At 58.7% G+C, this 20,645-nt stretch carries 27 protein-coding genes and 1 pseudogene; 25 read left to right on the top strand and 3 right to left on the bottom strand.

Translation table 11 applies throughout. From position 1 onward, the window contains the following. The first annotated feature begins 20 nt into the window (after positions 1-20). The 9 genes and pseudogenes from RHM58_RS17415 to RHM58_RS17455 all read left to right on the top strand — a co-directional run bounded on the left by RHM58_RS17415 (position 21) and on the right by RHM58_RS17455 (position 8,809). Positions 21-2,264: a chemotaxis protein CheA gene (locus tag RHM58_RS17415; protein ID WP_322267776.1), complete on the top strand. Its 2,244-nt coding sequence runs from the start codon at positions 21-23 to the stop codon at positions 2,262-2,264. A gap of 49 nt (positions 2,265-2,313) precedes the next feature. After that, complete coding sequence (locus tag RHM58_RS17420; RefSeq protein WP_201201802.1) at positions 2,314-3,453, top strand: protein-glutamate methylesterase/protein-glutamine glutaminase; 1,140 nt, start codon at positions 2,314-2,316, stop codon at positions 3,451-3,453. Next, complete coding sequence (locus tag RHM58_RS17425) at positions 3,453-4,193, top strand: flagellar motor protein (protein WP_201201803.1); 741 nt, start codon at positions 3,453-3,455, stop codon at positions 4,191-4,193. The genes RHM58_RS17420 and RHM58_RS17425 overlap by 1 nt, the downstream gene beginning before the upstream one ends. 15 nt (positions 4,194-4,208) lie before the next feature. Further along, complete coding sequence (gene motD, locus RHM58_RS17430) at positions 4,209-5,099, top strand: flagellar motor protein MotD (protein WP_201201804.1); 891 nt, start codon at positions 4,209-4,211, stop codon at positions 5,097-5,099. A gap of 42 nt (positions 5,100-5,141) precedes the next feature. Continuing rightward, complete coding sequence (locus RHM58_RS17435) at positions 5,142-5,930, top strand: ParA family protein (protein ID WP_201201806.1); 789 nt, start codon at positions 5,142-5,144, stop codon at positions 5,928-5,930. A gap of 117 nt (positions 5,931-6,047) precedes the next feature. Further along, the gene (locus tag RHM58_RS17440; RefSeq protein WP_201201807.1) at positions 6,048-6,935 is read left to right on the top strand and encodes a CheW domain-containing protein; all 888 of its coding nucleotides are present in this window, start codon (positions 6,048-6,050) and stop codon (positions 6,933-6,935) included. A gap of 86 nt (positions 6,936-7,021) precedes the next feature. Next, positions 7,022-7,507 (top strand): chemotaxis protein CheW, encoded by a 486-nt coding sequence (locus RHM58_RS17445; protein ID WP_010456928.1) that lies wholly within the window; start codon positions 7,022-7,024, stop codon positions 7,505-7,507. Further along, complete coding sequence (locus RHM58_RS17450) at positions 7,508-7,900, top strand: DUF2802 domain-containing protein (protein WP_201256231.1); 393 nt, start codon at positions 7,508-7,510, stop codon at positions 7,898-7,900. Positions 7,901-8,449: 549 nt separating this feature from the next. Next, positions 8,450-8,809 (top strand): annotated as a pseudogene (locus tag RHM58_RS17455) (DUF6124 family protein). Positions 8,810-8,907: 98 nt separating this feature from the next. Here RHM58_RS17455 and RHM58_RS17460 read toward each other — a convergent pair. Beyond that, the gene (locus tag RHM58_RS17460; protein ID WP_201256232.1) at positions 8,908-9,237 is read right to left on the bottom strand and encodes an EscU/YscU/HrcU family type III secretion system export apparatus switch protein; all 330 of its coding nucleotides are present in this window, start codon (positions 9,235-9,237) and stop codon (positions 8,908-8,910) included. A gap of 422 nt (positions 9,238-9,659) precedes the next feature. Here RHM58_RS17460 and RHM58_RS17465 point away from each other — a divergent pair, with 422 nt between their 5' ends. The 11 genes from RHM58_RS17465 to RHM58_RS17515 all read left to right on the top strand — a co-directional run bounded on the left by RHM58_RS17465 (position 9,660) and on the right by RHM58_RS17515 (position 15,609). Then, positions 9,660-10,022, top strand: coding sequence for an acyl carrier protein (locus tag RHM58_RS17465; RefSeq protein WP_322267777.1), 363 nt, complete (start codon positions 9,660-9,662; stop codon positions 10,020-10,022). Beyond that, positions 10,015-10,584 carry a hypothetical protein gene (locus tag RHM58_RS17470; RefSeq protein WP_322267778.1) on the top strand — a complete coding sequence of 190 codons (570 nt, stop codon included), beginning with the start codon at positions 10,015-10,017 and terminating at the stop codon, positions 10,582-10,584. Before RHM58_RS17465 ends, RHM58_RS17470 begins: the two co-directional genes overlap by 8 nt. Positions 10,585-10,637: 53 nt before the next feature. Next, entirely contained in the window at positions 10,638-11,141 is a 504-nt protein-coding gene (locus tag RHM58_RS17475) for a hypothetical protein (RefSeq protein ID WP_201256235.1), read from the top strand. Continuing rightward, entirely contained in the window at positions 11,138-12,397 is a 1,260-nt protein-coding gene (locus tag RHM58_RS17480) for a beta-ketoacyl-[acyl-carrier-protein] synthase family protein (RefSeq protein WP_322267779.1), read from the top strand. Before RHM58_RS17475 ends, RHM58_RS17480 begins: the two co-directional genes overlap by 4 nt. Further along, positions 12,397-12,954: a hypothetical protein gene (locus RHM58_RS17485; protein WP_322267780.1), complete on the top strand. Its 558-nt coding sequence runs from the start codon at positions 12,397-12,399 to the stop codon at positions 12,952-12,954. The genes RHM58_RS17480 and RHM58_RS17485 overlap by 1 nt, the downstream gene beginning before the upstream one ends. Next, positions 12,854-13,636, top strand: coding sequence for a hypothetical protein (locus tag RHM58_RS17490; RefSeq protein ID WP_322267781.1), 783 nt, complete (start codon positions 12,854-12,856; stop codon positions 13,634-13,636). The genes RHM58_RS17485 and RHM58_RS17490 overlap by 101 nt, the downstream gene beginning before the upstream one ends. A 98-nt stretch (positions 13,637-13,734) precedes the next feature. After that, on the top strand, positions 13,735-14,184 hold the full coding sequence (locus RHM58_RS17495; RefSeq protein WP_416195261.1) for a hypothetical protein: 450 nt from the start codon (positions 13,735-13,737) through the stop codon (positions 14,182-14,184). Continuing rightward, positions 14,181-14,555 carry a hypothetical protein gene (locus RHM58_RS17500; protein WP_201256238.1) on the top strand — a complete coding sequence of 125 codons (375 nt, stop codon included), beginning with the start codon at positions 14,181-14,183 and terminating at the stop codon, positions 14,553-14,555. Before RHM58_RS17495 ends, RHM58_RS17500 begins: the two co-directional genes overlap by 4 nt. After that, positions 14,552-15,097: a hypothetical protein gene (locus tag RHM58_RS17505; protein WP_322267783.1), complete on the top strand. Its 546-nt coding sequence runs from the start codon at positions 14,552-14,554 to the stop codon at positions 15,095-15,097. The genes RHM58_RS17500 and RHM58_RS17505 overlap by 4 nt, the downstream gene beginning before the upstream one ends. Further along, complete coding sequence (locus RHM58_RS17510) at positions 15,090-15,434, top strand: hypothetical protein (RefSeq protein ID WP_322267784.1); 345 nt, start codon at positions 15,090-15,092, stop codon at positions 15,432-15,434. The genes RHM58_RS17505 and RHM58_RS17510 overlap by 8 nt, the downstream gene beginning before the upstream one ends. Before the next feature lie 22 nt (positions 15,435-15,456). Then, on the top strand, positions 15,457-15,609 hold the full coding sequence (locus tag RHM58_RS17515; protein WP_201256241.1) for an SDR family NAD(P)-dependent oxidoreductase: 153 nt from the start codon (positions 15,457-15,459) through the stop codon (positions 15,607-15,609). Positions 15,610-15,769: 160 nt separating this feature from the next. On the opposite strand, the gene RHM58_RS17520 is transcribed toward RHM58_RS17515, so the two are convergent. Both RHM58_RS17520 and RHM58_RS17525 read right to left on the bottom strand, forming a co-directional pair. Further along, the gene (locus tag RHM58_RS17520; protein ID WP_322267785.1) at positions 15,770-16,099 is read right to left on the bottom strand and encodes an EscU/YscU/HrcU family type III secretion system export apparatus switch protein; all 330 of its coding nucleotides are present in this window, start codon (positions 16,097-16,099) and stop codon (positions 15,770-15,772) included. Continuing rightward, positions 16,096-17,661, bottom strand: coding sequence for a flagellar hook-length control protein FliK (locus RHM58_RS17525; RefSeq protein WP_322267786.1), 1,566 nt, complete (start codon positions 17,659-17,661; stop codon positions 16,096-16,098). The genes RHM58_RS17520 and RHM58_RS17525 overlap by 4 nt, the downstream gene beginning before the upstream one ends. A 223-nt stretch (positions 17,662-17,884) precedes the next feature. Here RHM58_RS17525 and ccmA point away from each other — a divergent pair, with 223 nt between their 5' ends. The 5 genes from ccmA (at position 17,885) to ccmE (ending at position 20,642) form a co-directional block, all read left to right on the top strand. After that, positions 17,885-18,520, top strand: coding sequence for a cytochrome c biogenesis heme-transporting ATPase CcmA (gene ccmA / locus RHM58_RS17530; protein ID WP_201201811.1), 636 nt, complete (start codon positions 17,885-17,887; stop codon positions 18,518-18,520). Continuing rightward, entirely contained in the window at positions 18,517-19,185 is a 669-nt protein-coding gene (gene ccmB / locus RHM58_RS17535; RefSeq protein WP_322267787.1) for a heme exporter protein CcmB, read from the top strand. The genes ccmA and ccmB overlap by 4 nt, the downstream gene beginning before the upstream one ends. Before the next feature lie 76 nt (positions 19,186-19,261). Then, the gene (locus tag RHM58_RS17540) at positions 19,262-20,017 is read left to right on the top strand and encodes a heme ABC transporter permease (RefSeq protein ID WP_201201812.1); all 756 of its coding nucleotides are present in this window, start codon (positions 19,262-19,264) and stop codon (positions 20,015-20,017) included. Next, entirely contained in the window at positions 20,014-20,190 is a 177-nt protein-coding gene (ccmD, locus tag RHM58_RS17545) for a heme exporter protein CcmD (RefSeq protein WP_008145547.1), read from the top strand. Before RHM58_RS17540 ends, ccmD begins: the two co-directional genes overlap by 4 nt. After that, positions 20,187-20,642 (top strand): cytochrome c maturation protein CcmE, encoded by a 456-nt coding sequence (gene ccmE, locus RHM58_RS17550; protein WP_201201813.1) that lies wholly within the window; start codon positions 20,187-20,189, stop codon positions 20,640-20,642. Before ccmD ends, ccmE begins: the two co-directional genes overlap by 4 nt. Positions 20,643-20,645 lie beyond the last annotated feature (3 nt).

Below are 20,645 nucleotides of genomic sequence, written 5' to 3' on the forward strand. Positions count from 1 at the left end.
ACCTTAGGAGCACCCCCTTAATGAGCTTCGGCGCCGATGAAGAGATCCTTCAGGATTTCCTGGTTGAGGCCGGCGAGATTCTAGAGCAGCTGTCCGAACAACTGGTTGAGCTGGAAAGCCGACCGGATGATGCGGACTTGCTCAATGCAATTTTTCGCGGTTTCCACACTGTAAAAGGGGGCGCCGGCTTCCTCCAGCTCAATGAGCTGGTGGAGTGCTGTCACATCGCCGAGAACGTGTTCGACATCCTGCGCAAGGGTGAACGACGCGTCGACTCGGAACTGATGGACGTGGTTCTCGAAGCGCTGGACGCAGTGAACGGCATGTTCACCGAAGTCCGCGAACGCAGTCCGATCACGGCTGCCACTCCAGAATTGCTTGCGGCACTGGCCCGTCTGGCCGAGCCGCAAAGCGCCGATGCAGCGGCTCCGGTTGCTGACGCGGTGGAAGAACCGGCCGCTGAAAGCGAGTCGGGCGACATTACCGATAACGAATTCGAACAACTGCTGGACTCGCTGAATGCCGTCAAGGCTCAGGCCGAGGCCCCGGCGGCTGCTCCTGCACCGGCCGCCGATGCATCGGCCAGCGACGAAATCACCGACGCCGAGTTCGAGTCGTTGCTCGATCAGCTGCATGGCAAAGGCCAGTTCGCGGTCGATGCCGTGGCCGCGCCTGCTGCCCCGGCTGCCCCGAAAGCGCCGGGCGACAGTTCGGACATCACCGACGACGAATTCGAAGCACTGCTCGATCAACTGCACGGCAAGGGCAACTTTGCTGTGGACGCGCTGGAATCGGCCATTGCCTCGGCACCGGCCCCGGCGGCGCCAACCGCTAAAGCGGCCGGCGGTGATCTGATTTCCGATCACGAGTTCGAATCGCTGCTCGACGAGTTACACGGTAAAGGCAAGTTCACCGAAGTCGGCACCGGGGCAGTGGTTTCCGCGCCAGTCGCCAAGGCGCCTGCCGCTGCCGCGAAACCTGCGGCTAAAGCCCCTGAGCCTAAAGCTGAAGCGCCGAAACCGGCGGCTGCGGCTGCTCCGGCACCTGCTCGCGCCGCACCGGCGGCACCGCCACCGGAAAAACCGGCCAGCGAAGCCGAGACCACCGTGCGGGTTGATACTGCGCGGCTGGACGAGATCATGAACATGGTCGGCGAATTGGTACTGGTGCGTAACCGCTTGGTTCGCCTGGGCGCCAACAGTGCCGACGAGGCCATGTCCAAAGCTGTGTCGAACCTCGACGTGGTGACGGCTGACCTGCAAACCGCGGTCATGAAGACCCGGATGCAACCGATCAAGAAAGTCTTCGGGCGCTTCCCGCGCCTGGTTCGAGACCTGGCTCGCCAGCTCAAGAAAGAGATCAACCTGGAACTGGTCGGCGAAGAAACCGACCTCGACAAGAACCTCGTCGAGGCCCTGGCCGACCCGCTGGTCCACTTGGTGCGCAACGCGGTCGACCACGGCATCGAGTCGCCGGAAGAGCGCGAAGCGTCGGGCAAGGCCCGCGGTGGCAAGGTGATCCTGGCCGCTGAACAGGAAGGCGACCACATCCTGCTGTCGATCTCCGATGACGGCAAAGGTATGGACCCGAACGTCCTGCGTGCCATCGCGGTAAAACGCGGTGTGATGGACAAGGACGCGGCCGATCGCTTGAGCGAAACCGAGTGCTACAACCTGATTTTCGCACCGGGCTTCTCGACCAAAACCGAGATCTCCGACGTGTCGGGTCGTGGCGTGGGCATGGACGTGGTGAAAACCAAGATTTCCCAGCTCAACGGTTCGATCAACATCTACTCGACCAAGGGCCTGGGCTCGAAGATCGTCATCAAGGTGCCGTTGACCCTGGCGATCATGCCGACGCTGATGGTCATGCTCGGCAACCAGGCGTTTGCGTTCCCGCTGGTGAACGTCAACGAGATCTTCCACCTCGACCTGTCGCGCACCAACGTGGTGGACGGCCAGGAAGTGGTGATCGTGCGGGACAAGGCCCTGCCCTTGTTCTACCTCAAACGCTGGCTGGTCAGCTCCGCCGCTCACGAAGAGCAGCGCGAGGGCCATGTGGTGATCCTGTCGGTGGGCACGCAGCGGATCGGCTTTGTCGTCGATCAACTGGTGGGCCAGGAAGAAGTGGTCATCAAGCCATTGGGCAAAATGCTTCAGGGAACCCCGGGCATGTCCGGCGCCACCATCACTGGTGACGGCCGCATCGCGCTGATTCTCGATGTCCCGAGCATGCTCAAGCGTTACGCCGCACGGCGTATTTGATTCTGGCGGGGCGGGGCGACTGAGCCTCGCTCCGTCTAATGGAGTGTTTATGGTAGTCAAAGTCCTGGTGGTGGACGATTCGGGGTTTTTCCGCCGCCGCGTCTCGGAAATTCTTTCAGCGGATTCGAACATCCAGGTTGTCGGTACGGCGACCAACGGAAAAGAGGCGATCGATCAGGCGCTGGCCCTCAAGCCAGACGTGATCACCATGGACTACGAGATGCCGATGATGGATGGCATCACGGCGGTGCGGCACATCATGCAGCGCTGTCCGACCCCGGTATTGATGTTCTCCTCGCTGACGCACGAAGGCGCCCGGGTCACCCTGGATGCGCTGGACGCTGGTGCGGTGGATTTCCTGCCGAAGAATTTCGAAGACATCTCCCGCAACCCGGAGAAGGTCAAGCAACTGCTGTGCGAGAAGATTCTCAGCATTTCGCGCAGTAACCGTCGCGCCAACACCTACACCGCCCCAGCCCCGGTCGCCGCGCCAGCCCCGACGCCTGCGCCTTCGAGCGCCAGCAGTTATGGCAGCAGCGCGCCTGTGCGTCCGGCACCGGCACCGATGCCAACTCGCAGCTATGCGCCTGCGTCGTCCAGCCCGTCGTCACCTGCGCCGAAACGCAAAGCCTACAAACTGGTGGCCATCGGCACGTCCACCGGCGGCCCGGTTGCCCTGCAACGGGTCTTGACCCAGTTGCCGGCCAACTTCCCGGCGCCGATCGTGTTGATCCAGCACATGCCGGCGGCCTTCACCAAGGCCTTCGCCGAGCGTTTGGACAAGCTCTGCCGCATCAGCGTCAAGGAAGCCGAGGATGGCGACATCCTGCGTCCTGGCCTGGCGTTGCTGGCGCCCGGTGGCAAGCAAATGATGATCGATGGCCGTGGCGCGGTGAAAATCCTGCCGGGTGACGAACGTCTGAACTACAAGCCGTGCGTGGACATCACGTTCGGTTCGGCAGCCAAGTCCTACGGCGACAAAGTTCTGGCGGTCGTACTGACCGGCATGGGCGCCGATGGCCGTGAAGGCGCACGCCTGCTCAAACAGGGCGGCAGTGCGATCTGGGCCCAGGATGAAGCGAGCTGCGTGATCTACGGCATGCCGATGGCCATCGTCAAAGCTGATCTGGCGGACGCGATTTACAGCCTGGACGACATTGGCAAGCACCTGGTTGAGGCCTGTATCTGATGGATGTACTCAGCCTGATCGGGATCATCATGGCGTTTGTCGCCATCATCGGCGGCAACTACCTTGAAGGCGGTCACCTCGGCGCACTGGCCAACGGCCCGGCGGCGTTGATCGTCATCGGTGGGACCATCGGTGCGGCGTTGTTGCAATCGCCGATGAGCGCTTTCAAGCGCGCCATGCAAATCCTTGCCTGGATCCTGTTTCCACCGCGTGTGGATCTGGCCGGTGGCATCGATCGCGTCGTGAACTGGAGCTTGACCGCCCGCAAGGAAGGTTTGCTGGGGTTGGAAGGAGTGGCGGACGCCGAACCGGATAACTACTCGCGCAAAGGCCTGCAATTGCTGGTGGACGGCGCCGAGCCGGAAGCGATTCGCAGCATCCTGGAAGTGGATTTCTACACCCAGGAAAGCCGCGACATTGAAGCCGCCAAAGTCTTTGAAAGCATGGGCGGCTACGCGCCGACCATCGGCATCATCGGTGCGGTGATGGGCTTGATCCACGTCATGGGCAACCTGGGCGATCCATCGCAACTGGGCAGCGGCATCGCCGTCGCCTTCGTCGCCACCATCTACGGCGTGGCCAGTGCCAACCTGGTGTTGCTGCCGGTCGCGTCCAAGCTCAAGTCCATCGCATTGCGTCAGTCGCGTTATCGCGAAATGTTGTTGGAAGGGATTCTGTCGATCGCCGAAGGTGAAAACCCTCGCTCTATTGAGTTGAAGCTTCAGGGCTTCATGGATTGATGGGAGACATGGACCATGGCACGTCGCCGGCAACCTGAAGAACACGTCAATCACGAACGCTGGCTGGTGTCCTATGCGGACTTCATCACCTTGCTGTTTGCGTTCTTCGTGGTGATGTACTCGATCTCTTCGATCAACGAAGGCAAGTACAAAGTCATTTCGGAAGCGTTGATCGGCGTGTTCACCGACTCGGATCGCGCCGTCAAGCCGATCCCGGTGGGTGAAGAGCGGCCGATGACGGTTACCCCGGCCAAGCCGTTGGTCAAAGACGCCGAACAGATTGATGCCGGCATCGCGGGCGCCAGCGATCCGCTCAAAAGCATCGCCGATGACATCAGTGCTGCGTTCGGCGACCTGATCAGCTCCAACCAGATGACCGTGCGTGGCAACGAACTGTGGGTCGAGATCGAACTCAATTCCAGCCTGTTGTTCGGCAGCGGCGACGCGATGCCCAGCGACATCGCCTTCAACATCATCGACAAGGTCGCGGCGATCCTGAAGCCGTTTGACAACCCGATCCACGTTGAAGGCTTTACCGACGATCAACCGATCCGCACCTCGCAGTACCCGACTAACTGGGAGCTGTCCTCGGCTCGTTCGGCGAGCATCGTGCGCATGCTGGCGATGCAAGGTGTCAACCCTGGCCGCCTGGCGTCGGTGGGTTACGGCGAATTCCAGCCTGTGGCCAACAACGCCACGGCAGAAGGCCGGGCGCGCAACCGTCGGGTGGTGCTGGTGGTGTCGCGAAATCTCGATGTACGCCGCAGCCTCACCGGTACCGGAACCGCCAATGCGAAACCGGATGCCGCGTTGAAGCGTGCTGGCACACAAACTGCACCGACCCCGGTCAAGTCGCCGGGACGAGAGAGCGCCGTCAATTCTCCGTCACCCGCATTAATACGTTGAGCTATTTCTCGGTCGGCGTTATCGACCGGGAGGAATATCCGAATGAGAGTCTGGGCAGTTGCCAATCAAAAGGGTGGTGTTGGTAAAACCACTTCCTCTATCGCTTTAGCCGGTTTGCTGGCCGAGGCGGGGAAACGTGTGGTCATGGTTGATCTCGACCCACACGGCTCGATGACCAGCTATTTCGGCTACGACCCCGACAGCCTGGAACACAGCAGCTACGACCTGTTCCTGCACAAGGGCAGCGTGCCTCAGGGCCTGCCCGGTCAGTTGTTGATGCCCACCAGTCATGAAAATATTTCGCTGTTGCCATCGAGCACCGCGCTGGCGACCCTTGAGCGTCAGTCGCCAGGCCAAAGTGGCCTGGGCCTGGTGATCGCCAAGAGTCTGGCGCAATTGTGGCAAGACTTTGATTACGCCGTGATCGACAGCCCGCCGTTGCTCGGTGTGTTGATGGTCAACGCCTTGGCCGCGAGCCAGCAGTTGGTGATCCCGGTGCAGACCGAGCATCTGGCCGTCAAAGGCCTTGAGCGCATGGTCAACACCCTGGCGATGATCAACCGTTCGCGCAAACAAGCGTTGCCGTTCACCATCGTCCCGACCCTGTTCGATCGCCGGACCCAGGCGTCCCTCGGGACCCTGCGCGTGCTGCGCGACAAATACCCGGAAGAAATTTGGCAAGGTTACATCCCGGTCGATACCCGTCTGCGCGATGCCAGCCGGGCCGGGGTCACGCCTTCGCAATTCGACGGCAAGAGCCGTGGCGTTCTGGCTTACCGCGCACTGCTCAAGCATCTGCTGACCGCACAACTCGTTCCGGCGGTGGCCTGACATGAACCCAATTCGCGTAGGAGCTGCCGCAGGCTGCGATCTTTTGATCCTGCTTTGTGACACCTTCGAATCCGCCAAAAGATCGCAGCCTTCGGCAGCTCCTACACAGGTGCGCGCATGAACCGGCCGGTGAAGGTCACCTCGCGTCCGCAACTGGCGCTCCAGTCTTATCTGGACAGCTTGCTGATGGAGGCGACTGAAGAGTTGCTGCCGGAAGTCGAGGCGGTTTCTGAAGTCGTTGAGGTTGTCGCAGTCGTCGAGGCCGAGGCCGCACTGGACGAGTTCCAGTTGGCGGTGCTCGAAGAACAGGCCCGTGATGCGCGGCCACCGGCGACCGTTGCCGCGCCAGCCGTTGCGCCCGTCGTTGAAAAAGCACCGGTTGCCGTGATCGAAGCCCCGGCACCGATCCTGGCGCCGGTATCGACCATCGCACCGCTGCTACAAGCCTTGGTGCCGCCGGTGGTCGAAGTCCACTTGCCGCCGAGCAACACGCCGCCACCGGTGGAAACCGATGGCCGCCCGTCTTGGGCTGCCGAGCCGTTCGAATGCCTGTTATTCGATGTCGCCGGGCTGACCCTGGCTGTGCCGCTGGTGTGCCTGGGCTCGATTTATTCCCTGGCCGGCCACGAACTGACGCCCCTGTTTGGTCAGCCGGAATGGTTCCTCGGGATCCTGCCGAGCCAGGCCGGCAACCTGAAAGTGCTGGATACCGCACGCTGGGTCATGCCGGACCGTTACCGCGATGACTTCCGCCAAGGCCTGCAATACGTTATTTCGGTGCAGGGCTACGAGTGGGGGTTGGCGGTGCATCAAGTCAGCCGCTCGTTGCGCCTGGACCCGAACGAAATCAAATGGAGAAGTCATCGAGGTCAGCGGCCATGGCTCGCCGGCACGGTGATTGAGCACATGTGTGCATTGCTGGACGTTTCCGCACTGGCCGAATTGATCGCCAGCGGTGGGGCAAAGCACATGGGCGGCAGTAAGCCGCTACATAAACCGACATAGCAGCCGACATAACAAGTAGGCGACGGCATTGTTGAATGCCGCCACACAGACACACACCGCCAAGCGCGGTTTTCTAGGGGTCAGGTATGAGCAGTCAAGCGACGAATGCAAAAGGTTCTGAAGATCCGATCCTGCAATGGGTAACCTTCAAACTGGACAATGAAACCTACGGCATCAACGTGATGCGCGTTCAGGAAGTCCTGCGTTACACCGAAATCGCCCCGGTCCCGGGTGCCCCGAGCTACGTGCTGGGCATCATCAACCTGCGCGGTAACGTGGTCACCGTGATCGACACCCGTCAGCGCTTTGGCCTGATGAACGCCGAGATCAGCGACAACACCCGTATCGTCATCATCGAAGCCGACAAGCAAGTGGTCGGGATCATGGTCGACAGCGTCGCCGAAGTGGTTTACCTGCGTCAGTCGGAAATCGAGACGGCGCCGAACGTCGGTAACGAAGAATCCGCCAAGTTCATCCAAGGCGTGTGCAACAAGAACAACGAACTGCTGATCCTGGTCGAACTCGACAAGATGATGAGCGAAGAAGAATGGTCGGATCTGGAGAACATCTGATTGATTCTTGAGGTTGCGGTCATTGTCCTGTTCCTGTTTTGGGCAGGCACGCTGGCGATGTTCCTGGCGTACATTCGCGGTCAGCGGCTGATCGCCGCGCAACAGGCCGAGGGCGATGCGCTGCGCGATCAGCGCATCAAGGACCTGGCCAAGCGCGTCGACAACTACCAGAACGGCAACGTGCGCATGGGTGAAGACCTGCACGAACTGCGTGCGGTGGTCGGCCCGTTGCCGGACAAACTCGCTCAGCTGGAACAGCGCGATCCTTCGAGCCTGTCGTTTGCCCAAGCGGCGCGACTGGTGGGAATGGGCGCGAGCGTCGATGAACTGACTCAGTCGTGTGGCTTGACCCAGGCTGAGGCGGAGTTGATGAGTAAGCTTCACAAGAGCTGACGCCTGTCAGAGCTCGTTCCCACGCTCTGCGTGGGAATGACTCTGGGGACGCTCCGCGTTCCGCTGTTGAATGTGACGCAGAGCGTCACGGGCTGCATCCCCACGCAGAGCGTGGGACCGATCCTGCCATTCGGGACGGATATATTTATCTGTCCCTGCCTTCCTCCCTGACGAATGCTGATGTCAATTAAACAGCGATGTTTAAAAGACATCTCCAGACATTCTCCGCGGCTACACATCCTTGCGCCGCTGCCTACGGCTACGTCAGAATCCACCGGCTTGTGCGTCTATAGCCCGAGACCTATCGTTTGCCTGCCACTGCTAATCAGTGGTCGGGTTTCGCAGCCCGGGTTAATCAAGGCGCATAGCGCCACTGTATCCTTTCAGTCGACGCTTTTTTGTCTACTGCATTGCGTTATGGCGGCTGTGTGCGGGAGATCTTCGGGTCTGCCGGGTTCCTTGATTCCCGGTCTGCGAACCCGCGCATAGCTGCCACCTCTCTTCGTTTCGCAGCGAAACGTGGTAGCTCCATTAATCAAGGAGCTCCAAATGTTCAAGATCACCCCCCAATCCGCCAGAAACCGATGACGTTTCCCCGTACGAAACCGCCGATTCCAAAAAACTCAACGACGCCGCCGATCGCGCTCTCGATTACTACCTCAAACCAGTTATTCCCAAAGACGCCCAACGCAAACCCAGCACGCTTTTTTTGTCGACCCCGACGCGGATGACGAAACGCTGCTGGCCAACACCTGCGAATCCCTGGCGTCGGCAAGTGTGATGCTCAGTGATGCCGCGGGCTTGTTGGAGGGCACGCAACGCAACACCATCCTGGGGATTCAACAGGTGGTGATGCTGGGTGAGTTGGCGGTGAATCGCATGCTGGACAGGCTTGATCCGCAGCCTTAGCGGTAATTGACAGATCGAGCTCCTACATCGGGATGGCGTACATGGTGTAGGAGCTGTCGAGCGAAGCGAGGTTGCGATCTTTTGAATTCAACCCGGAATCAGTAATCATCCCCACGCTCGGTCACATTCTTCTCGAGCACCGGTGCGTTTGGATCATGCCCCGCCGGGAACTTGCCCTTCAGATTCCACGCAAACGCAATAATCTCGGCAATCGTGCGATATAACTCCTGCGGAATACTTTCCCCCAGTTCCATCCGCGCCAGCAGCCTCACCAGTTCGGGGTTCTCATAGATTGGCACTTCGTAGTCGCGGGCAATCTTCAGAATGGCTTCGGCCAGTGCGTCGTCACCCTTGGCCGTGAGGGTCGGGGCGTGGGTGCCGTCGTACTTGAGGGCGATGGCCTGGCGTGGGGTGTTGGGATTGTTCATGCGGTTTCGTCGACCCAGCGTTGTTCGAGGCGGGTTTTGGGGGGCATCTGGCAAGGCACTAATCGGCTTGGCGTGGCAGCTATATTTATGGCGATACGGAAGGTGAAGGTGATGGAAATTCAGATTGGGTACCCGTCCTCAGACCAAGACTACACTGCCTTAGTCCCTTGCCCACAACTTTGTCGGATCCCGCCGACTTGTAATAGTTGTCCGTCGTCGGTAACTTGATAATCCATTGGATTGGTCGGTTCGTCTTAGCTAACTTAGCTAGTAATACGTCTTAAATAAGAGTTTTGTATTGAGTCGTGGCGTTTAAATAATAGGAGGTGGCTTTTTCAGTGAGTTTGTCTGCTTTCTGTTTTAAGCTGAAATTAATATGTAAATGATATCCATAGCCTCGTATTGAGAAAATAATAAGGACTATGTATCTCACTAAGATAAAAGAAATCACTGCTAATATACTTTTTTTGGGCTTTGCAGACGATATAAAAGGCGATGCATCATTCGAGGAAATTGGTTTTTCCTCCATTGACTTCATTGATTTTTGTTATGAGGTCAAGGCGCAGATAGATCCAAGTATTGAGCCGAATGATATATGGCCATTTACGAGGTTGCTGGTCGATCCACAATTTTATGCTGAAGGCTGCTGGACTGAGGCAGGTAGAAAAATTGTAAATGACCTATTAGGTGTGGACGACAGTGTGGTGGTAGATCCCAAGTCGCTGGATCAATACTGGACGCCAGAATTCTGCGCCCGACGAATTGAGACGGTTCTAAATGCCTAATCTATTCATCACCGGCTATGGCATTGAACAGGCAGCGTTGAATCCATATGACTTGGCTCAGTGCCTGACTGAGCGCCCAGACGATTTGCCAGACAACCAGCCAGGAGAGGCAAAGTTGTTAGCGGCTATTGTTCCGCACATCGCTCGCGAAGATCGGGCGATGCTGACCTCTCAAACGATTTGTAGCTTAAATGTTGGTTTCTTGGCCATGAGCATGGCCCAGCAACATGCTGGTTTCACTTTGGATGAAAAGGACGCCATGTGCGTGTACACCACCTATGAAACGGTCCGTGATTTCCATGAAGTAATTTGGCAATTCAAGTCGTCCAGCGAGCACTACACCAACAAAGATTTTCTGTTCGCCAATCTGGGGAAGTTGCCAACGCTGTGCATCCGTTGCGATTGTTTCGCAAGCTGCCTACCAATGGTCTTTTCCATTTATCCAAGCTCTTCGGGCTACGCGGCGGCGGTTATCCGTTGCGCAAGATGTCATTGGGTGGGCTTTCCTTGCTGGAGGAAGCTTTTTATAACCTACCTTGCAGTGAGTCCAGCGGGGCGTTGATCTGTGCCTACGGTGATATGTCGAAAGCCGATAACTCCCAGGTGTTCAAAAAAATGGGGTTGATCAATGCCAAGGAACCCCAGCGCTCAAGCGTTAATGGAACCAGTGGCGCGGTGTCGCTGGTTGTCGAAACCGGAGAACGGATTTCTCGGTTGCACGTCCAACCGCTGGCAGAAGTGTTGCTGGCGGTCAGTCGATTCTCCACCAGCATGTTCGCTTCACACCAGGACTGGGTCGAGGCTTACGCACAGTTGGAACCCTGGGTACGTGAAAGTCATCCGGTTGTGGTGCTTTACGACAACGGTGCACCTGGCATTGGCGAGGCGGAAGTGCAGGCGCTGGAGAGCAGTCTGAACACCTTTGAGTTACGTCGTTACAAACCCTGGTCGCGGTATGCAGTGGCAACCAGCGGTCTGGTAGATCTGGTGTGCGCGTTGGCCGACCCGTCCATTGAGCCGGGGCGGGTGATCATCATCCATGGCGAAGGTGCAGGGATGGGCCTGGGTTTGATCGTGTTGCGCAAGTCATCAATGCCATCGCAGAAGGCCTCGTCATGAATCAGCAAAGGGTTGTCATCAGCGGGTTCGGTTGTTGTACACCGTTGGGCGATCACTATGCAGCCATTGAAGAATCGCTGCGAGATGGCCGCTCCGGGGTGAGAAAAATCGCCAAATATGACACCGCTACATTCAAGAGCCATTTTGCCGGGATTCCGGTGTCGGGAAACTTTCCCACACACGACGTGCGGCGGCGGTTCAGTCACGATGAGTTCTATACCCGTACCGCCATGGAAAATCTGCTGGCGTCGGTGTCCTTTGATCCTGGCTCGATCGGTGAGCAGCGCATTGGTTGTTTCCTGGGGGTTGACGAGCCCGCGGTGGACATTCAGCAAACGGTCGACCTGGCCTACGATCTGAACAAGGTGGACGGGCAGTTTGCCAATCTCGACCCGGCACTCGAAAGGCATTTTCGCGTACAGGACTTCATTCGTTACGACCCGACCAATGCGTTGCGCACGGTGCATAAGTTTGTGCCGTTCAAGGGGCCGGCATCGGTGCATCTGGGGCTGTGTTCCGCTTCCCTGCAAGCCATCGGCACCGGTTTTCAAGCCGTAAGGCAAGGGCGCGTGGATGCGGCGATCGTTGGCGGTATCTCGGCCAAGGTCACCGCCGAACATTACATCGGGTTGGAGTCAGTCGATATCATCGCTACCGATGAACGACTCGACGCCACGGCGCTGTCGCGACCCTTCGATGCGCGGCGTTCGGGTTATCTGCCCGCTGAAGGCGCGGTGCTGTTTCTGCTCGAGTCTCTGGACGCATGTCTGAAAGCAGGGCGGGAACCGTTGATGGAACTGGTGGGTTTTGGCACCAGTACCAACGCCAGCCATATCGTCAAACCCGCACCCGACAGCGGCGAGATGAAACTGGCCATGACCCGGGCCTTGAAAAACGCCGGATTGCAGGCGCGCGATATTGGAATGGTCAATGCGCACGGGACTTCGACAATACTCAATGACTTGCACGAGTCCGCCGCCATTTGCGCGGTACTGGGAGAGCAAGTGCCTGTCACCGCCAACAAGTCTTTGCACGGGCACATGATTGCCGCCGCCGGGGCCATGGAAACCCTCAATACCTTGATCAGCCTGCGTTCGAGGTTCATTCCGGGAACGATCAATCTCGAGTCCAGGGACCCTGACTGCCTGGCCAATGTTTCTCCGTTCACCTTGCAGCGTCCAGTGGACTACTGCCTGAAAAACTCCTTCGGCATGGGCGGCCTGGCCGCGTCGATGATATTTAAAAGAATCGGATAATGACTATAAAAAGCCGCACTTCGTTTGATATCGAAAAATTCAACAAGATGATCGGCGAGTACGCCGAACAGGGTTATCCGCTGGATTTGCCAACGGTCACGGGATATGACGATTTCGTGCACAAATACCCGCCATTGAGCAAAAAAGCACTGATGCAGGTCAGCGATACGCTGATTGATGCTGGCAAGCTACAGCATTGCTACGTCATCTCGACCTCGGGCACCACCTCGGCGCCGCTGGTCCTGGCCAGTCGTATCTTCCAGCGTGTCACCGAGGACAGCTACCCTTATCAGGTGCGCGGTTTCATGGCCGAGCATGTGTTTTGTGCCGAGGACACCGTGGTCAATCTGCTGACCGCCGGCTGCCTGGGTTACAACTATGAAGGAATGTGCCGGATGCTTGAGCCGATCGGCTCGACGGTGTTGCCGGTAGGGCGTCCTCGACGTGATGAACAACATGCCGTCGTTACTCGCCACCATGAAGAGTTTCAACGCAAACGTATTGGTGGGCTCACCGACCGGGATCATCCAGGTCGCCCAGGCCGCGGAACAGCTTGACGTGGATCTGGCCATCACCAAGATCGTGTTTGTCGGGGAGGCATTTCACCTGGGCAAGCGCGAATTTATCCAGCGCCTGTGGCCCAAGGCGCAATTCCATAGCCTGTACGGGGCCACGGAGCTGGGGTTCGCGGCGGTGAACACGCCGGCCATGGAGCCGCACCAGCACTTGATATTGTCAGACTGGTTCTTCATGGAGCAGACCGATTCCGGCGAGCTACTGGTGACCGACCTGAAGGCCCCGGTGGTGCCGGTCATTCGCTACCGGATTGGTGATGTCGGTGAGCTGACCCTGAGTGAAGACAACCAGTATTACCTCAAGATCGGCCAACGCGTGGCTGAGGAGTTCAGTCTCGGCGGGCACCGCATCAGCCTGACACTGATTGAGCAGGCATTGGTGGCCGCCAAGGTGCCGTCAGAGGCGTTTCAGGTGCGCCTGTCAACCACTGACGCAGGCAAGGACAGCGTTACGGTCCTTGTCGATGTCGAGCCTTCGGTCATCAATGATGCCTGGGGCGTGCGGCTGCAAGAGCAACTCTTGCTGATTCCAAAGTTGAAGGAGGCAGTGACGCGTGGTGTTGCGGTGGTCAAGTGGGCGAACAACGCAGATTTCTCCTATAACCCACGGGGCAGCCTCAATCGTTTGCTCGACCATCGCAATCAACTTTCGGTTGTTGGCTGATCGTCATTGTTTGTCTCAGGCATGTGCAGTGCCAAGGGGTTTTTATACTGGACATTTTGCGCGGTACACCGCTGTGGGTTTATGCGGTTTTTTTCATCGTGACCTATTACGGCGTCATTGCCTGCTTCACGAATAATAAATCAAAACGCTCGTTGCAAATAACGCCGGTGATCTTCGTCGCCATTTCCCTGGCCTCGCTGAAACTCTCCCAGGGGGTCGTGATTCCGCTGTCGGTTTATGCCCTGGGATTGCTCGCGGGATGGGCGCTGGCCTTGCGCTTTTACTCGTATCACAACGTGGAACGTGAGGGCGAGCGGCTGGTACTGGGCGGCACGATCAAGGTGCTGATGGTGTACTGGTGTTTTTTTGCCTGGCGTTACTACAGCGGTTACCAGGCGGCGATGCATCCGGAGTTGGCCGATGACGTGTCGGTGGCGGCCTGGTCGGCGCTGGGGTCCGGGCTGATTAATGGTCTGATTGTCGGCCGAAGCCTCAGGCTGCTGCGTTTTTTCAAGACCGATAACGTGACCGCGGCGCCGTCCAAATGAAGGCTTACCTGGACATGTGCCCTGCGGTCGAGCCGATGGGAGAGGGCTGGAGCAGCCAAGTGAATGAGGGGCGCTTTGAGCGGTATATCGAACGTTATGGCGCGGTCGTCGTGCTGTCCGAATTGCTCAATCAGTTTGCCGTGCGATGCGTACGCGGGGCTAGCGGTACAGCGCCGTCGACCCATTACGTCCCGGCGCTGATTACCGGTTTGCGCGTCTTGAACCCTCGGCGGATCACGCAATTGACGGGGCGAGTCAGTGTGGACGGCGGCGCAGGGCGTGTCGAAGTCTTCGCCACGCTCGGTCCAGATGCCCAGGCTCATGCGTTGGCGACCATCACGGTGTTGAGCCTGAAGGCGCGCCAGCCATGATCAAACTCATGATTCCCTGGTTGTTGTTTCCCTACCTGATTGACTGGTTCGACGGCAATTTTGCGAAGGCCGCCTTGTCGGTAGCCTTTTTGATGTTCGTCTTGTGTTTCGACACGCTTCGAAGGGGCTTCGTCATTGAATGCACGTTGGTCATTTGCCTGCTCGGTATGGCGCTGATGTCCGTGTATTGGCCAGGTCTCTCTACCTTCGAAAACGTCAAGCTCCTGTTGTATGGCGTGTTGACGGTCATCGGCTGGTCGAGTGTATGGCGCGGGCAACCGTTCACCTTGCAGTACGGCAGTGAAGGCGTTGACGAAGATGCCCGCCAGTCCAGTGCGTTTTTCGACATCAACAACACGATCACCAAGACGTGGTGCATGACGTTCTCGATCAACGCGGTGTTAGCGGGGTTGAGCCTGGGTTTTGAAGCGTACTGGCCGGTGTTCCTGATCGGTTCTTACATGAGCATTTTGGTGGCATCGGTCATGACGGAAGTCTTCCCGGATGCCTACTTCAGCAAAAGGATGTCAGCTAATGGCTGATTTGCAGATTTTTCAAATCGACGCCTCCGTGGCCTCGGCCCAACATTTCGACGCTCGCTTGACTGTCAACGAGGCGGCGCCGATTTTCGCAGAGCACTTTCCCGATTATCCGATTGTGCCGGGCGCTTGCATCATTGGCTTCGTCAGTGACTGCATCGCACGGATGAAGGGGGCGGCCGTCGAAGCGTTTACGGTTTCCCGGGTGGCTATTCTCGAACCCATCGTCCCGCGTTTGTCCCTGTGCCTGGTGATCGACAAAAAACCGCGGGCCAGGACCCTGGCCACCAATACAGTTTCAGGCTCCATCACGAGGCCATTAACTACTGTCGTGGCGTGATTTCGCTGGAAGGAGAGGGCGTATGAGCGGCATTGCGGTGGTAACGGGTGGCACGCGGGGGATCGGTCGTCGTATCGCCGAACAGTTTCTGGGTGCCGGTTATAAAGTGTTCGTCACTTACGCTCGGGACGAACAGGCTGCGGCCAGTTTCATGGCGGATTGTAATCGCGTTTGACCAGACGGCAGAACGCTTGCTGGGCGGGACGGCATTCAGCGAAGACGGCTGGCGCTCGATTCGTCGTACCTATGATGAGTACTTGGTGGGCTGATAGGCAAAGAGGGGGAACGCCGTCTGGGGGGACGGCGTTTTCTATACCGGGCTAGCGTAGAGGCCACTAATAATCATCCCCACGATCCGTCACATCCTTCTCCACCACCGGCGCATTCGGATCCTGCCCCGCCGGGAATTTCCCCTTCAGGTTCCACGCAAACGCAATAATCTCGGCAATCGTGCGATATAACTCCTCCGGAATACTGTCCCCCAGTTCCATCTTCGCCAGCAGCCTTACCAGTTCCGGATTCTCATAGATCGGCACTTCGCATTCGCGGGCAATCTTCAGAATAGCTTCGGCCAGCTCTTCGTCGCCTTTGGCAGTGAGGGTCGGGGCGTGGCTGCCGTCGTATTTAAGGGCGATGGCCTGGCGTGGGGTGTTGGGGTTTTTCATGCGGTTTCGTCGACCCAGCGTTGTTCGAGGCGGGTTTGGCTGCCCTGGGGCGGCGTGCCGAGGTGGCAATCCAGATCGCCGACGTTCAGGCCGGATGCCAGCAAACGCTCACGCAGCGCTGCCAGGTTACTTTCGATCAGGCTTGCGGTGTATGGCCGTTCGGCCCATAGCTGGCTGGACAGGCTGCCCTGGATCAACTGTGCCTGAACCTGCAGCGGGCCAAGCGGTTCGAGGTCGAATGCCAACTCTACCCGCCATAACTGTTGTTTTGGCTCGCGTTCTTCACGGCGTTCGTTTTGCTGCTCTTTTTCCGGGGCTTCTTCGCGCTGGAACTTGACCTGCAACGGGACGATGTCCTGCATATTGCGCATCGGAATTTCAAGCTGCCAGGTGCTCAGCAGCCGTCCATCGTCGGTGACACCGGTCTGTTCCAGGCTCGACAGTTGGTGGCTTTGCAGGCGCGAAACCGCCGCAGCCGCCAGGCGCAGCAAGAGTTCAAGGTCGCCTTCACCCTCCTGGCTTTGCAACAAGCGTTCGGGCAGCGGAAAACTGGTCGGCAGCGGTTTGGCGCTGACCTGACCGAGCATGCCCAGCGCGCTGCGCACAAAGCTTGGCATTGCCTGGGCCAGGGTATTGGCGGCGATGATCGCGGTGAGGTTGGTGTTGGCCGGGGTCAGTTGCGCGATCAGCTTGAGCAGATCGGCTTTCAGGTCCGGGGCCTGTGTCGGGTTTTGGCCGGTGAGCAATTTCGTTTCGAGGAACAGTCCACTGCTGAGCAACGCCTGAGCCAGGCCTTTGGGCGTGCTCAGTTGCTGAACGTCCGGCAGGCTGGCGAGCAACTTGTTCACGGCGGCTTGCAGGTCGTCGGACGTTTCATCGGACTGCGGCAGGTTCTGCAAAGCGCTGAGCAGACCATCGAGCGAACCCTGGCGACTCTGCTGGGTGTTCAACTGCTGCGACACCGCCAACTGGTCCTGGCGATTGCTCAGCGGCAGGAATTTCAAGGTTTGCGTGTCCTGTACCAACGCGCTGAGCAAGGTGCCGATGCGCAGCGGTTGCGGGCTGTCGATGGTCAGCGTGCTGCCGCTCAGTGCGGTGTTGAGCAGACTCACCAGCGAGCGAAACACAGTCGGCTGGCCCGGCGTCTGCGGCAACACCTGAGAAGTCAGTACTTTGCCTTGCAGCAACGTGCCGACCGGCAGTTGCGCGGTGTCGATGCGGGTGAGGGTGGCCACGCTGGAGGCAATCGCCTGTTGCACCGTAATCGCCAGGTTGCTGGCGGACGGCTGGGTGATCGCCAGGTTGGTGCCTGTTGGTAGCGGTTGTGTGCTGGTGGCCTGGACCGTGGTCTGGCGGCCGCTGTCGAGGGTGACTTTGAGCAGCAATTGAAAGGACTGATCCGCTTGCTTGAGCGACAGCACTTCAGCGTTGGCAGTCTGGCCGGGCGTGATCAGGCCCTCCATCGGCGTCAGCAGCTTGAGCAAGTCGCCACTGACCACCAGCGGGCGGGTGACGGCCGGCGTGGTCTGGGGCAGCGGGAGGATGTTCATTTCGCCTGTCATACGCGGTCACAACCTTGGGAAAATGCGCTCTTTAGAGTAAGGCATGGCATGTATAATGCCGCCCGTCTTTCAGGGAGCGGTGAAAACATTGCAATTGTTTTGACGCAGCTCTCTAAAACAGGCCGCCAATGCATCTATGCTGCATCACTTTAGCGGCCGCGCCACTGCCGACTTGAACCGCCGATTTGAAACGCCGATTTGAAACGAAAAGGCCCGTGATCTCTTGAACAGTCCACTCCTGCAAACCGTCGACCTCGCCTGTGAGCGAGACCTTCGGCTGCTCTTCGAAAATCTCGAATTGAGACTGTCCAGTGGCGAAATGGTGCAGGTCAGCGGTCCGAACGGCAGCGGCAAGACCAGTTTGTTGCGTTTACTGTCCGGGCTGATGCAGCCGACCGCCGGTCAGGTGCTGCTCAATGGCCAGCCGCTAAACGAACAACGCAGCGAACTGGCGCGCAACCTGCTGTGGATCGGCCATGCCGCTGGGATCAAGGATTTGCTGACGCCGGAGGAAAATCTCAGCTGGCTCTGCGCCCTGCATCAACCGGCGACCCACGAGGCCATCTGGCAAGCGCTGGCTGCTGTCGGACTGCGCGGTTTCGAGGATGTTCCCTGCCACAGCTTGTCCGCCGGCCAGCAACGCCGTGTAGCCCTGGCACGGCTTTACCTCGACAGCCCGCCGTTGTGGATTCTCGATGAACCCTTCACCGCGCTCGATAAACAGGGCGTGGCGCAACTCGAAGAACACCTGGCCGGCCACTGCGAACGCGGCGGCATGGTGGTGTTGACCACCCACCACACGCTGACCCGGATGCCGGCCGGCTATCGCGACATTGATCTGGGGAACTGGGCCGTATGAGTGTGTTCGGCCTGTTGGTCGCCCGTGAGGCTCGTCTGTTGTTCCGCCGTCCTGCGGAGCTGGCCAATCCGCTGGTATTCTTCGCCATCGTGGTGTCGATGTTCCCGCTGGCGGTCGGCCCCGAGTCTCAATTGTTGCAAACCTTGTCTCCGGGACTGGTCTGGGTGGCAGCCCTTTTATCGGTTTTACTCTCGCTGGACGGGCTTTTCCGCAGTGATTTCGAAGACGGATCGCTTGAACAGTGGGTCCTTTCGCCGCACCCCCTGGCTCTTCTGGTTTTGGCCAAGGTACTGGCACACTGGGTCTTCTCTGGCCTGGCACTGGTTTTGCTCGCTCCACTGCTGGCGTTGATGCTCGGTTTGCCTGCCGCTTGTCTGCCGGTGTTGCTGCTTTCTTTATTGCTCGGTACACCGGTACTGAGCCTGCTCGGTGCGGTGGGCGCGGCGCTGACGGTTGGATTGAAGCGCGGCGGCCTGTTGCTGGCGTTGCTGATTCTGCCGCTGTACATCCCGGTGTTGATTCTTGGCAGTGGCGCCTTGCAGGCCGCACTCCAAGGCATGCCGGCGACCGGTTATCTCCTGTGGCTTGGTAGCCTGACCGCCCTGGCGATAACCCTGACACCTTTTGCAATAGCCGCTGGCCTGAAGATCAGCGTCGGCGAATAATGAGGTCTGGTTGTTTTTTAGCCAGTAAAGACCCTTGGCTCTTCTATAGCGAAGAGCAACCGTGATGGAAACAGTAATGACCTGGACCTGGTTTCATAAGCTCGGCTCGCCCAAATGGTTTTACGGCATCAGTGGCAAACTGCTGCCGTGGCTGAGCGTCGCGGCGTTGCTGCTGATTGGTGTCGGCGTGGTCTGGGGCCTGGCCTTCGCGCCACCGGACTACCAGCAAGGCAACAGCTTTCGCATCATCTATATCCATGTTCCGGCCGCCATGTTGGCGCAGTCCTGCTATGTGATGCTGGCGGTGTGCGGCGTGGTCGGGCTGGTCTGGAAGATGAAACTGGCCGACGTCGCCCTGCAATGCGCGGCACCGATCGGCGCCTGGATGACCGCCGTGGCGTTGGTCACCGGGGCGATCTGGGGCAAACCGACCTGGGGCTCGTGGTGGGTCTGGGACGCACGACTTACGTCCATGCTGATTCTGCTGTTTCTGTACTTCGGTCTCATTGCGCTGGGCAACGCCATCAGCAATCGTGACAGCGCGGCCAAGGCCTGTGCGGTGCTGGCGATTGTCGGCGTGATCAACATCCCGATCATCAAATACTCGGTGGAGTGGTGGAACACCCTGCACCAGGGCGCGACGTTCAGCCTCACCGAAAAACCGGCGATGCCTGCCGAGATGTGGCTGCCACTGCTGCTGACGGTGCTGGGCTTCTACTGTTTCTTCGGCGCGGTGCTGTTGCTGCGCATGCGTCTTGAAGTGCTCAAGCGCGAAGCCCGGGCGAGCTGGGTGAAAGCCGAAGTGCAGAACAGTCTGGAGGCGGCTCGATGAGTTTTGCTTCATTCGGCGACTTCCTCGCCATGGGCCATCATGCCCTGTATGTCTGGTCGGCCTATGGCATCTGCCTGGCGGTACTGGCCCTCAACGTGGCGGCGCCAATCCTGGCCCGCAAGCGGTATCTGCAACAAGAGGCGCGTCGTTTGCGCCGGGAGAACGGCAAGTGAATCCGCTGCGCAAAAAGCGTCTTATCATCATTCTCGCGATCCTGGTCGGTGTCGGCGCTGCCGTTGGCCTGGCGCTGAGCGCCCTGAAAGAGAACATCAATCTGTTTTACACCCCGACCCAGATCGCCAACGGCGAAGCCCCGCAAGACACGCGCATCCGCGCTGGCGGCATGGTCGAGAAAGGTTCGCTGCAACGTTCCGGCGATTCCCTGGACGTGAGATTCATCGTCACTGACTTCAACAAATCTGTGACTATCACTTATCGCGGCATCCTTCCGGACCTGTTCCGCGAAGGGCAGGGCATTGTGGCCCTGGGCAAAATCAACGCCGATGGCGTGGTGGTGGCCGACGAAGTGCTGGCCAAGCACGATGAGAAGTACATGCCGCCAGAAGTGACCAAGGCCCTGAAAGACAGCGGTCAGTCGGCGCCTACCCAAGCCAAAGAGGGTTGATTT

Source organism: Pseudomonas sp. 10S4 (assembly GCF_034344865.1).
Taxonomy (GTDB): Bacteria; Pseudomonadota; Gammaproteobacteria; order Pseudomonadales; family Pseudomonadaceae; genus Aquipseudomonas.

What these genes read in the sequence shown, in the direction of transcription:
- RHM58_RS17415 (WP_322267776.1), top strand. Translation starts at nt 21, where the DNA reads ATGAGCTTCGGCGCCGATGAAGAGATCCTTCAGGATTTCCTGGTTGAG.
- RHM58_RS17420 (WP_201201802.1), top strand. Translation starts at nt 2,314, where the DNA reads ATGGTAGTCAAAGTCCTGGTGGTGGACGATTCGGGGTTTTTCCGCCGC.
- RHM58_RS17425 (WP_201201803.1), top strand. Translation starts at nt 3,453, where the DNA reads ATGGATGTACTCAGCCTGATCGGGATCATCATGGCGTTTGTCGCCATC.
- motD (WP_201201804.1), top strand. Translation starts at nt 4,209, where the DNA reads ATGGCACGTCGCCGGCAACCTGAAGAACACGTCAATCACGAACGCTGG.
- RHM58_RS17435 (WP_201201806.1), top strand. Translation starts at nt 5,142, where the DNA reads ATGAGAGTCTGGGCAGTTGCCAATCAAAAGGGTGGTGTTGGTAAAACC.
- RHM58_RS17440 (WP_201201807.1), top strand. Translation starts at nt 6,048, where the DNA reads ATGAACCGGCCGGTGAAGGTCACCTCGCGTCCGCAACTGGCGCTCCAG.
- RHM58_RS17445 (WP_010456928.1), top strand. Translation starts at nt 7,022, where the DNA reads ATGAGCAGTCAAGCGACGAATGCAAAAGGTTCTGAAGATCCGATCCTG.
- RHM58_RS17460 (WP_201256232.1), bottom strand. Translation starts at nt 9,237, where the DNA reads ATGAACAATCCCAACACCCCACGCCAGGCCATCGCCCTCAAGTACGAC.
- RHM58_RS17465 (WP_322267777.1), top strand. Translation starts at nt 9,660, where the DNA reads ATGTATCTCACTAAGATAAAAGAAATCACTGCTAATATACTTTTTTTG.
- RHM58_RS17470 (WP_322267778.1), top strand. Translation starts at nt 10,015, where the DNA reads ATGCCTAATCTATTCATCACCGGCTATGGCATTGAACAGGCAGCGTTG.
- RHM58_RS17475 (WP_201256235.1), top strand. Translation starts at nt 10,638, where the DNA reads ATGGGGTTGATCAATGCCAAGGAACCCCAGCGCTCAAGCGTTAATGGA.
- RHM58_RS17480 (WP_322267779.1), top strand. Translation starts at nt 11,138, where the DNA reads ATGAATCAGCAAAGGGTTGTCATCAGCGGGTTCGGTTGTTGTACACCG.
- RHM58_RS17485 (WP_322267780.1), top strand. Translation starts at nt 12,397, where the DNA reads ATGACTATAAAAAGCCGCACTTCGTTTGATATCGAAAAATTCAACAAG.
- RHM58_RS17490 (WP_322267781.1), top strand. Translation starts at nt 12,854, where the DNA reads ATGCCGTCGTTACTCGCCACCATGAAGAGTTTCAACGCAAACGTATTG.
- RHM58_RS17500 (WP_201256238.1), top strand. Translation starts at nt 14,181, where the DNA reads ATGAAGGCTTACCTGGACATGTGCCCTGCGGTCGAGCCGATGGGAGAG.
- RHM58_RS17505 (WP_322267783.1), top strand. Translation starts at nt 14,552, where the DNA reads ATGATCAAACTCATGATTCCCTGGTTGTTGTTTCCCTACCTGATTGAC.
- RHM58_RS17510 (WP_322267784.1), top strand. Translation starts at nt 15,090, where the DNA reads ATGGCTGATTTGCAGATTTTTCAAATCGACGCCTCCGTGGCCTCGGCC.
- RHM58_RS17515 (WP_201256241.1), top strand. Translation starts at nt 15,457, where the DNA reads ATGAGCGGCATTGCGGTGGTAACGGGTGGCACGCGGGGGATCGGTCGT.
- RHM58_RS17520 (WP_322267785.1), bottom strand. Translation starts at nt 16,099, where the DNA reads ATGAAAAACCCCAACACCCCACGCCAGGCCATCGCCCTTAAATACGAC.
- RHM58_RS17525 (WP_322267786.1), bottom strand. Translation starts at nt 17,661, where the DNA reads ATGACAGGCGAAATGAACATCCTCCCGCTGCCCCAGACCACGCCGGCC.
- ccmB (WP_322267787.1), top strand. Translation starts at nt 18,517, where the DNA reads ATGAGTGTGTTCGGCCTGTTGGTCGCCCGTGAGGCTCGTCTGTTGTTC.
- RHM58_RS17540 (WP_201201812.1), top strand. Translation starts at nt 19,262, where the DNA reads ATGACCTGGACCTGGTTTCATAAGCTCGGCTCGCCCAAATGGTTTTAC.
- ccmD (WP_008145547.1), top strand. Translation starts at nt 20,014, where the DNA reads ATGAGTTTTGCTTCATTCGGCGACTTCCTCGCCATGGGCCATCATGCC.